We start from the raw sequence: 9,347 nt of genomic DNA, 5'->3' as shown, positions 1-9,347 counted from the left end.
CGACTATGTCATCCCCGGCAACGACGACGCCATCCGCGCCATCAAGCTGATCTCCGGCGTGATGGCCAACGCCATCCAGGAGGGCAAGCAGGGCCAGGATGCCGCCGAGGCCGCCGCTGAGAAGGCCGAGGAGCCCGCCGCCGAGTAATCGACGCTGAACTGTGAAACCATGGAGCGCCCGCCCGCGCGGGCGAGGCGCTCCTTTTTTAACTTTGAGATGGAGGTAATGTGATTATGGCAATCACCGCGAAAGACGTACAGGCCCTGCGCGAGATGACCGGCGTGGGCATGATGGACTGCAAGAAGGCCCTCACCGAGGCCGAGGGCGATATGGACAAGGCCGTGGAGATCCTCCGCGAGAAGGGCCTGGCCGCCTCTCAGAAGAAGGCCGGCCGCATCGCCGCCGAGGGCATGGCCTATGCCGCCGTCATCGACGGCGTGGGCGTGGTGGTCGAGGTCAACGCCGAGACCGACTTCGTGGGCAAGAACGAGAAATTCGTGGACTTCGTCAAGGGCGTGGCCGCCGTGGTCGCCAAGGAGAAGCCCGCTGATCTGGACGCCCTGATGGCTCTGCCCTTCGGCAACGGTCGCACCGTGCAGGAGGAGCAGCAGGAGATGGTCCTGGTCATCGGCGAGAACATCAAGGTTCGCCGCTTCGCCTTCTACACCGACGGCGTTTCCGTGGCCTATGTCCACGCCGGCGGCAAGATCGGCGTGCTGGTGAACATGGAGACCAGCCTGTCCGCCGAGCAGGTGGAGGCCGTGGGCAAGGACGTGGCCATGCAGATCGCCGCCCTGAACCCCCGCTTCTGGGACAAGAGCCAGGTGGATCAGGCCACCCTGGACGAGGAGAAGAAGATCATGCTGGTGCAGATGGCCAACGATCCCAAGATGGCCTCCAAGCCCGAAAAGGTCAAGGAGGGCATTGTGGCCGGCAAGCTGGGCAAGTTCTACAAGGAGAACTGCCTGCTCCAGCAGGAGTTCGTGAAGGACAACTCCATGGACGTGGCCAAGTATATCGAGACCTCCGCCAAGGCTCTGGGCGGCACCATCACCTTCAAGGACGCCGTCCGCTTCGAGAAGGGCGAGGGCATCGAGAAGAAGCAGGAGAACTTCGCTGAGGAGATCGCCAAGCAGCTGGGCAAGTAAACAGCAGAAAGCTACCGAGGGCCGGACACAGGGTGTCCGGCCCTTTTTTCGTCCCGGGGTTGAGATGGGCGGCCCGGTCTGCTATAATAGGAGAAAACGTATGTTCGAGCAGGAGGTGCTGTGATGTCGGATTTGCTGGAGGGGCTCAACCAGGCCCAGCGGGAGGCGGTGACCACTACCGAGGGCTTTGTGCGGGTGATCGCCGGGGCGGGCTCCGGCAAGACCCGGGCCCTGACCCGCCGCTTCGCCTTCCTGGTGGAGGGGCTGGGCATCCTGCCGGGAAACATCCTGTGCGTCACCTTCACCAACAAGTCGGCCAATGAGATGCGCCAGCGCATCCACAGCCTGACGGGGGACGACGACACCGGCTACATCAACACCTTCCACGGTTTCTGCGTCTCGGTGCTCCAGGAGGACAGCCACGCGGTGCAGTACCCCAAGAGCTTCCTGGTGCTGGACAACGCCGACATCAACGACATGCTCCAGATCATCTATGAGGAGCGGGGCCTTACCCTGCGGGACATGACCTTTGCCGACGCCCGGGACATGATTGAGATCCGCAAGCTGTTCCAGGAGCCGGACTACTACCGGGACATGATTGCCATGCCCCTGGACATTCTGAAGGAGAAGTACGACCGGGCCTCCTCCCCTGCGGACATCATCTTCTACGGCTACCTCTACCAGGAAAAGAAGTGCTTCGGCCTGGACTACAACGACCTCATCAAGTTCTCTCTGTACATCTTCCAGGAGCACGCCGACATCCGGCTGAAATGGCAGCAGCGGCTGGAGTACATCATGATCGACGAGTTCCAGGATATCGACCAGCTTCAGTACGAGCTGATGGAGGTTCTGTGTGGTTACCACAAGAACCTCTTCATCGTGGGAGACCCGGACCAGACCATCTACACCTGGCGGGGCGCCGACGTGAAGTACCTGCTGGACTTTGACAGGCACTTCCCCGGCACCCGCACCATCCTGATGATGGACAACTACCGCTCCACCCCGGAGATCCTGGCGGCGGCCAACGCCCTGATTGATAAGAATGAGCAGCGCATCCAAAAGGAGCTGGTACCCACCCTCCCCCACGGGGCGCCGGTGACCTGCTGCCTGGCGGAGAACCAGGCGGCGGAGGCGGACTGGATGGCGTCGGAGATGCTGCGGCTCCACCAGGGCGGCCTGCCCTGGCGGGACATGGCCGTCCTCTACCGGGCCCACTATGTGAGCCGGTCGGTGGAGGAGGCTCTGCTGCGGGAGAAGATCCCCTACACCATCTACAGCGGGGTGCAGTTCTTTCAGCGCGCCGAGATCAAGGACGCCCTGTGCTACCTGCGGATGATCGCCTACCGGGACGATCTGTCCTTCCGCCGGGTGGCCAACGTGCCCCGGCGGAACCTGGGGAAGCGGCGGATGGCCTTTCTCCAGGAGTACGCCCAAGCCCACGGCTGCTCCCTGTACCAGGCCCTGACGGACAGCCTGGACGACCCCCTGTTCAAGGGCACCGGGGCCCGGGGCTTTGTGTCCCTGGTGGAGGCCTTCTCCGCCGGGTACGAGGGCCGGCCGGTGTCGGAGGTGCTCGCCGCCCTGCTCAACGAGAGCGGCTATGAGCAGATGCTGCGCACCGAGGGCAGCCAGGAGCGGCTGGACAACCTGGCGGAGCTGAAGCAGTCGGTTCACGAATACGAGACCACCTGCGGTGAGGAGAGCACCCTGGAGCACTACCTGGCCCATGTGGCCTTGTTCACCAATGCAGACGCTGGGGAGGCCGGCGACCGGGTGAAGCTGATGACCGTCCATGCCGCCAAGGGTCTGGAGTTCCCCCACGTGTTCCTGTGCGGCATGAACGAGGGGGTGTTCCCCTCCCGGAAGGTGCGCACCCACCCGGCCATGGAGGAGGAGCGGCGGCTGGCCTTCGTGGCCCTCACCCGGGCGGAGCAGGGCCTGTACCTGTCCGGGGCGGAGGGCCGCCGCTTCGACGGCTCCCCCTGGTACCCCTCCCGCTTCCTGCTGGATATCGGGCCGGAGCACCTGTCCTATGTGCGGCAGCCCCGGGAGGGCCTGATCCGGGAGGCGCGGGCCTACATCGACAGCAGCCAGCGCCGCCTGCCGGAGGACGAGCACACGGCGGCCTTCCCGCCCGGCCAGCGGGTGAAGCACTTCGTGTTCGGTGTGGGGACGGTGGTGGACGTGGACTGGGACAAGGGAGCCCACGTGGTGCAGTTTGACGACATGAGCACCCCCCGCCGCATCTCCTTCCGGGCCGGGCTGGAGCCCTGCCCCCCGGGCGCAGGGGGAGGGCAGCCATGATTATCTTGGATCTGGAGTGGAACCGGGGCTACGACGGCAAGCCCCTGGACGAGATCTTACAGATCGGCGCGGTGCGCCTGGCGGGGCTGGGGGCACCCATCGACGACACCTTCAACGCCTACATCCGCCCCGCCGTCCACAAGAGCTTCGATCCCGGCGCGAAGGCCCTGCCGGAGCTGGCGGAGTGCCGGGCCTCGAATCTGGATTTTCCCGCCGCCCTGGCCGCCTTCACGGCGTGGATCGGGGACGAGACCGTCTTTGCCTCCTGGGGCGGCGGGGACGCGGACACCCTGGCCCGCAACTGCGCCCACTGGGGCCTCCCCTGTCCCGACCTGGGCCAGGTGTATGATCTCCAGCGGGCCTTCGGCCATGCGGCGGGGGCGGAGGGCCGGCAGGTGGCCCTGTGGCGGGCGGTGGAGTACTGCGGCATCCCGGACTGCTTCTCCTTCCACAACGCCCTGTACGACGCGGTGTACACCGCGGTGCTCTCCTGGTGGCTGACGGAGGAGGATCTGCTCTGGCAGCCGCCCAAGGCGTCGGCGCGGAAGCTGCCCGCCCTCTCCCGCCTGGCCTTCCAGCCCCAGCCCAGGACACGGGTGGGCCCCTTCCCCACCGCCCGGGCGGCCCTCAGCTCCCGCACGGCCCGGCGGGCCGCCTGCCCCCTGTGCGGACGGACGCTGTGGGTGCAGGAGTGGTACGGCCCCCTGGGCCAGCGGTATTACGGCCGCTTCCGCTGCCCGGAGCACGGCCGCTTCCTCCGACGGCTGACCCTCTCCCGGCTGGAGGACGGCCAGTGGCGGGGCCGCCTGGCCCTCCCGCCGGTCACCGAGGAGCTGGAGCGGGAGTATCAGGCGGCGTGGAGCGGCAAGCCCCTCCCCTGCCGGGGCGCCCGCCGCCGGCGCAGGCGGGGACGGGCCAGAGCCGCGCAGAGTTCCTGACAGGCAGTATAAAGATAAAAGGGAGCACCGGGATTTCCCGGTGCTCCCTTCTGGTTTGCGTCTTCGGTTTCGACGCCGGTCAGTTCAGGACGATGGCGCGGACGGCCTCGGTCAGAGCCACCACCTGCTCCCGGGGCACCAGGGAGACGCTCTCCCCGTCCACCACCGCCAGGCAGTTGGTGCCGTCATAGCGGTAGAGCTGGATCTCCACGGTGGGGAAGCGCTCGCTGTCCAGGTGAACCGTCAGGCTGATCTCCTCCTGCTGGTCGGGGGCCTCGTCGGTGAACTCCGCCGCCGTCAGGCCCTCCAGGGCGCTCTGGAGGTCGTCGATCTCCAGCTCCTCCCCCTGGTAAGTCCAGGTGCGGTCGTCCCCCTCCCCTTCGGCGGTAATGGTGTACTCCTCCCCCTCCAGGGTGATGTCCAGCTGGGTAACGCCGGCAAAGTCGGCCCACAGCACCTCCTGGTGGCGCAGCTCGTCATAAGACGCGGCCATCAGGGCCTCGTAGTCCGAGCCGGAGAGCCGGTAGACAATCTGGGAGTCCCCCACCCGGGCGTAGGCGGTGATCTCCTCCTCCGTGTCCTCTGTCTCCTCCGTGTCCTCTGTCTCCTCCGAGCCGCTCTCTTCGTCCGCCTGGGCCTGGGCCAGCTCCTCGGGATCCCGGCTGATGTGGAGCACAAAGGTGCCGGAGGTCTCCGCCCCGTCCTCGTCCTCGCCGGTGTAGTCCACCGTCACCGTTAGCTGGGGCTCGTCCAGGCCGCAGTCGGCCAGCTCCTCGTCGGTGGCGTTGTAGGTCACATAGTCGGTCAGCTCCAGGGACTGGAGGGTACGCAGGTACCCCTCCACCAGGCTGGTGTCCAGGGGCAGGCTCTCCCCGTCCTGCTGGGTGAAGTAGACGTCGTCCTCGCTATAGGACAGGCCGCTGTCCTCCTGCCAGGCAACGGTGTAGTCCTGCTCCCCGGAAAAGGTCAGGCCGGTAACCTGAGTCCAGTCCGGTACCTGGTCGTTGGCGATCAGGCCGCTGAGATCGGTATCATACACGTCCAGGGGGTCGCTGACCGCCAGGTACACGTTGCCGTCCCCGGTGGAGACATACCGCTGCTCGTCCATGTTGCTGTAGTTGCCCAGCTCGATGGTATAGCTCTCCTCCTCCGTGGCCAGCTGGATGGTGCAGGTGGGGTCGTCCAGGCCGTACTGGGCGTAGTCCTCCACGTCGGTGATGACAAAGGCCGCGCCGAAGGCCTCAAACTGCCCCAGCAGCTCCTGGATCTTCTCCCCGTCCACCGGGAAGGCCTCGTCATCGTCGTAGAGCCAGCCGTCGCCGTCCCGGTGGAAGGCCAGGGTCTCCCCCTCGTATTCCCAGGACAGGGACTGGACGGCATCCGGGTCGATTTCCAGCACCGTCTCCCCGCTCTCGGCGATCTCCTCCTGCCGCTGCTCCAGGTGGAGCACCGCGAAGGCGGCGATGCAGGCCGCGGCCAGCACCCCCAGCAGGATATACAGCCGCTTAGCACGGTTCATTCTGATTCCTCCTTCTCCTCAGGATCACGGCAATGCCCACGCCCAGGAAGAGCAGGGGGCACACCCCGATCATCACGGTCTGCAGCAGGGCGGACGTGGAGGCGCTGATGGTCAGATAGTTGTAGTTCAGCGACTTGCTGCGGATGGCCATGGCCTCCCGCTCGCCGATCAGGTCGGACAGGGCGTTCATGGCCAGATCCCCGTTGGAGCCGGAGGAGTAGGCGTTGTATACGTCCTCCAGGAACACGGAGGAGGTGAACCACACCATCTGCCCGCCGCCGTCGTCCTCCACGGACACCGCCACCGCGAAGGGGCCGTCGATGTCCCCCTCCTCCTTCTCGTAGGTGGACAGGTCATAGCCGGCCGCCTTGCTGAAGGCGGCGTCGGAGGTGGTGAGCAGCTCGGTCACCGTGCCGCCGGAGCCCTCCCCCGTCACCGTCAGGCCCAGGGAGATGGGCAGGATGGGGAAGTAGTTCTCCTCGATGAGGGAGTCGGTGATGTCGTGGCTGGCCATATCGGGCAGGAGCACGTAGGGGGCCTGGAATGCGTAGTGCTCCCGGTCGGCCTCCACCACGATGCCCTCGTGGGCCTCCACGCCGTAGTCGGACAGGAGGCTGTACAGGTTCTCCAGGATGCCGTCCTCCACGGGGCCGGCCATGACCAGCAGCTTGCCGCCGCCGGACACGTAGTCGGCCAGCATGTCCCGCTCCTCGGTGGAGATGTCGCTGGAGGGGGCGTAGATGAGGATGCAGTCGGCCTCCTCCGGGATGGCGTCCACGGTGAGCAGGGACAGGGTGTTGGTCTCGATGTTGGCCTTCTCGATCTGGTCGGCGAAGGTGGCGGGCAGCTCCGCCTCCCCGTGGCCCTCCAAGACATAGAGCTGGGGCAGATCCTCGGTGACCACGTAGTCGATGGCGGAGGTGATGGCCCCCTCCCCGTCAAAATCGGTGGTGTAGGAGTAGGAGTACATGTCCGCGCTCTGCACGTAGATGTCGTTGTAGCTGATATACCGGCTGCGGTCGCCGCACTCCACCACCAGGCTGTTGTTGGGCACGTCCTCGTCGGTGTACTGTTCGGCAAAGGTGGGATATACATCCGGGTTGCGCTTCACCACCTGGATGTGGTCGGAGAGGCTCTCGTACTTGCCCAGCAGGTTCTCAATCACGTCGTCCTCCTGCCCGGACTGGACGATCCAGTAGATGGTCACGTCCTCGGTCAGGCCGTTCACCACCACCTTGGTGTTGCTGGTGATGGAGTAGAGCTTGGAGGCGCTGATGTCAAACCGGGTATAGCCGGTGGGCAGGGCGGAGGCAAAGACGTTCACCGCGATGAGAATGGCCAGCACCACCGCAACAACCGCCAGGGAGTAGGCCCCGCCCTTCAGGGCGTTGCGCCCCCGACGCTCCCCGCCGCCGGCGGGCTTTAAGCTCAGCTTTTTCATCAGTTGTACCTCCGTTTCTCCATGGACTGGACGGACAGGAGCAGGAAAAAGCCGATCACGCTCAGGTAGTACACGATGGCTGTCACGTCAAAGACGCCGTTGACAAAGGTGTTGAACCGCTCGAACAGGGACAGCTGCTCCATGACGGCGGGCAGCAGCCCCTCAAACATAGAGCTGTCCACCAGGAAGGCGGCGGCCAGGGCCAGCACCAGGGCCAGGGCTACGCCATAGGCCAGGCCCTCATTCCGGGTGAGATAGCGGATCAGGAAGCCCAGGAGGATCACCAGCACGTCCAGGACGATGAGGGAGCCGAAGGCCGTGGAGGAGATGTACTCCGACAGGCTGACGCTGTAGTAGTTGAACAGGATCACCGCGATGGTGATGCCGGCGGCGAAGCCCTGGTTCTCCGTCAGGGATGACAGGAACACCCCCACCGCCATCAGGGCCGCCCCCATGACAAAGAAGGCGAAGATGGAGCCGTAGGAGGTGGGCAGGTAGACCTCGCCGAACTGGGCGAAGATCAGGGGGTACACGCAGATCACCGCCAGGGGGATCAGGTACACCGCCAGCAGGGCCAGGTACTTGCCCAGCACCACCTGGGTGGTGGTGATGGGCAGGGAGTAGAGCAGCTGGTCGGTCTTCTGCCGCCGCTCCTCGGCCAGCACCCGCATGGTGAGGATGGGCACGATGACCACAAAGACCAGGCTGCTGAAGCTGAGGACATACTCGAAGTTGCTCACCGCCGCCTGAAGGTTGTAGAGCATGGCGCCCACACCCACCACGGCCAGCAGGAAGGCCCCGAACACGTAGGCCGTCAGGGAGTGGAAATACCCCCGCAGCTCATGCTTGCATACCGCGATCACGGTTCCTCCTCCCCCTTTCCTTCCGCAGTTTCCGCGCTTTCTGTCGCTTCCGCGGGCTCTGTCTCAGCCTGGTGCTCCGGCTGCTCCGCTCCGTCCGGCTCCGCCGCCGGGGGCTCCTGGTGCTCGGTCAGCTCCAGGAACACGTCCTCCAGGCTGGCCTTCTTCAGGGACAGCTCCAGCAGGGCCTTCCCCGCCCCGGCGAAGGCGAAGAAGATCTCCCGGGACACCTGGTGGAGCTCGGTGCAGTCTGTCTTGAGGCGCAGCGCCGTCAGGCCGTCGGCCCGCTCCTCCGCCGTACAGTCGGTGAGCTCCGCCACCCCGTTCAGCAGGGCGCGGGCCTCCGCCGGCGGCACGTCGGTGACCACGGTGATCTCGTTGGAGCCCAGCAGCCGTTTCTCCAGGTTCTCCGGCCGGTCAAAGGCCACCAGCTTTCCCCGGGAAATGATCAGGATCTGGTCGCAGAGGTTCTGCACCTCCGACAGGATGTGGGAACTGAAGATCACCGTGTGGCTCTGCCCCAGCTCCTTCACCAGGGTGCGGATCTCGATGATCTGCAGGGGATCCAGGCCCACGGTGGGCTCGTCCAGGATGATCACCTCCGGATTGCCCAGCAGGGCCTGGGCGATGCCCACCCGCTGCCTGTAGCCCTTGGACAGGGCGGAGATGCGCTTGCGGCGCACCTCCCCGATCTTCGTCTGCTCCACCACGGCGGAGATCTGCCGCTCCAGCTCCGCGCCCCGCAGGCCCTTGGCCTCCCCCACAAAGCGCAGATACTCCAGGGGGCTCTCGTTCAGATACAGGGGCGGCTGCTCCGGCAGGTAGCCGATGCGCCGCTTGGCCTCGTTGGGCGAGTCGAAGATGTCGTACCCGTCGATCCGGACGGTGCCCTCCGTGGCGGACAGGCATCCGGTCATGATGTTCATGGTGGTGGACTTGCCCGCCCCGTTGGGCCCCAGGAAGCCGTAGATCCGGCCGCTGTCCACCCGGAAGCTCAGGTCGGATACCGCCGTGTGCTCGCCATATTGCTTGGTGAGATGCTCGACCTCAATCAAGGGGTCTCCCTCCTTATGTGCTCAGATAGCCTGATTGTAGCGCCGGGACTTAAAATCTACCTTAAAGAATGGCGGCAGAGC

General features: G+C 65.5%; 8 protein-coding genes. 4 read left to right on the top strand and 4 right to left on the bottom strand.

The features are described from left to right. The 4 genes from QZ378_RS10705 to QZ378_RS10690 all read left to right on the top strand — a co-directional run. Nucleotides 1-148 (top strand): 30S ribosomal protein S2 (locus QZ378_RS10705; protein ID WP_291258254.1); only part of this gene is annotated, 148 nt, incomplete at its 5' end. A gap of 86 nt (nt 149-234) precedes the next feature. After that, nucleotides 235-1,149 (top strand): translation elongation factor Ts, encoded by a 915-nt coding sequence (gene tsf, locus QZ378_RS10700; protein ID WP_291258253.1) that lies wholly within the window; start codon nt 235-237, stop codon nt 1,147-1,149. A 123-nt stretch (nt 1,150-1,272) separates the two neighbouring features. Further along, the gene (locus QZ378_RS10695) at nt 1,273-3,453 is read left to right on the top strand and encodes an ATP-dependent helicase (protein ID WP_291258252.1); all 2,181 of its coding nucleotides are present in this window, start codon (nt 1,273-1,275) and stop codon (nt 3,451-3,453) included. Beyond that, nucleotides 3,450-4,391, top strand: a complete 942-nt coding sequence (locus tag QZ378_RS10690; protein ID WP_291258251.1) for a 3'-5' exonuclease — start codon at nt 3,450-3,452, stop codon at nt 4,389-4,391. The genes QZ378_RS10695 and QZ378_RS10690 overlap by 4 nt, the downstream gene beginning before the upstream one ends. Before the next feature lie 79 nt (nt 4,392-4,470). Here the strand turns inward: QZ378_RS10690 and QZ378_RS10685 are convergent, their stop codons facing one another. The 4 genes from QZ378_RS10685 to QZ378_RS10670 are packed head-to-tail and all read right to left on the bottom strand — an operon-like array spanning nt 4,471 to nt 9,266. Continuing rightward, a complete protein-coding gene (locus tag QZ378_RS10685; protein ID WP_291258250.1) occupies nt 4,471-5,910 on the bottom strand; it encodes a DUF4340 domain-containing protein in 1,440 nt (479 codons plus the stop codon). Beyond that, nucleotides 5,897-7,351 carry a GldG family protein gene (locus QZ378_RS10680; protein WP_291258249.1) on the bottom strand — a complete coding sequence of 485 codons (1,455 nt, stop codon included), beginning with the start codon at nt 7,349-7,351 and terminating at the stop codon, nt 5,897-5,899. The genes QZ378_RS10685 and QZ378_RS10680 overlap by 14 nt, the downstream gene beginning before the upstream one ends. Further along, nucleotides 7,351-8,214, bottom strand: a complete 864-nt coding sequence (locus tag QZ378_RS10675) for an ABC transporter permease (RefSeq protein ID WP_291258248.1) — start codon at nt 8,212-8,214, stop codon at nt 7,351-7,353. The genes QZ378_RS10680 and QZ378_RS10675 overlap by 1 nt, the downstream gene beginning before the upstream one ends. Beyond that, nucleotides 8,211-9,266, bottom strand: a complete 1,056-nt coding sequence (locus QZ378_RS10670) for an ABC transporter ATP-binding protein (protein WP_191529849.1) — start codon at nt 9,264-9,266, stop codon at nt 8,211-8,213. Before QZ378_RS10670 ends, QZ378_RS10675 begins: the two co-directional genes overlap by 4 nt. Nucleotides 9,267-9,347: the final 81 nt, after the last annotated feature.

This window comes from Flavonifractor sp., assembly GCF_019422385.1.
In the GTDB taxonomy this organism is placed as follows: Bacteria; Bacillota; Clostridia; order Oscillospirales; family Oscillospiraceae; genus Flavonifractor; species Flavonifractor avistercoris.
This window is presented reverse-complemented; position numbering and strand designations above follow the sequence as displayed.

Coding starts and splice junctions, on each gene's coding strand:
- tsf (WP_291258253.1), top strand. CDS start 235: ATGGCAATCACCGCGAAAGACGTACAGGCCCTGCGCGAGATGACCGGC.
- QZ378_RS10695 (WP_291258252.1), top strand. CDS start 1,273: ATGTCGGATTTGCTGGAGGGGCTCAACCAGGCCCAGCGGGAGGCGGTG.
- QZ378_RS10690 (WP_291258251.1), top strand. CDS start 3,450: ATGATTATCTTGGATCTGGAGTGGAACCGGGGCTACGACGGCAAGCCC.
- QZ378_RS10685 (WP_291258250.1), bottom strand. CDS start 5,910: ATGAACCGTGCTAAGCGGCTGTATATCCTGCTGGGGGTGCTGGCCGCG.
- QZ378_RS10680 (WP_291258249.1), bottom strand. CDS start 7,351: ATGAAAAAGCTGAGCTTAAAGCCCGCCGGCGGCGGGGAGCGTCGGGGG.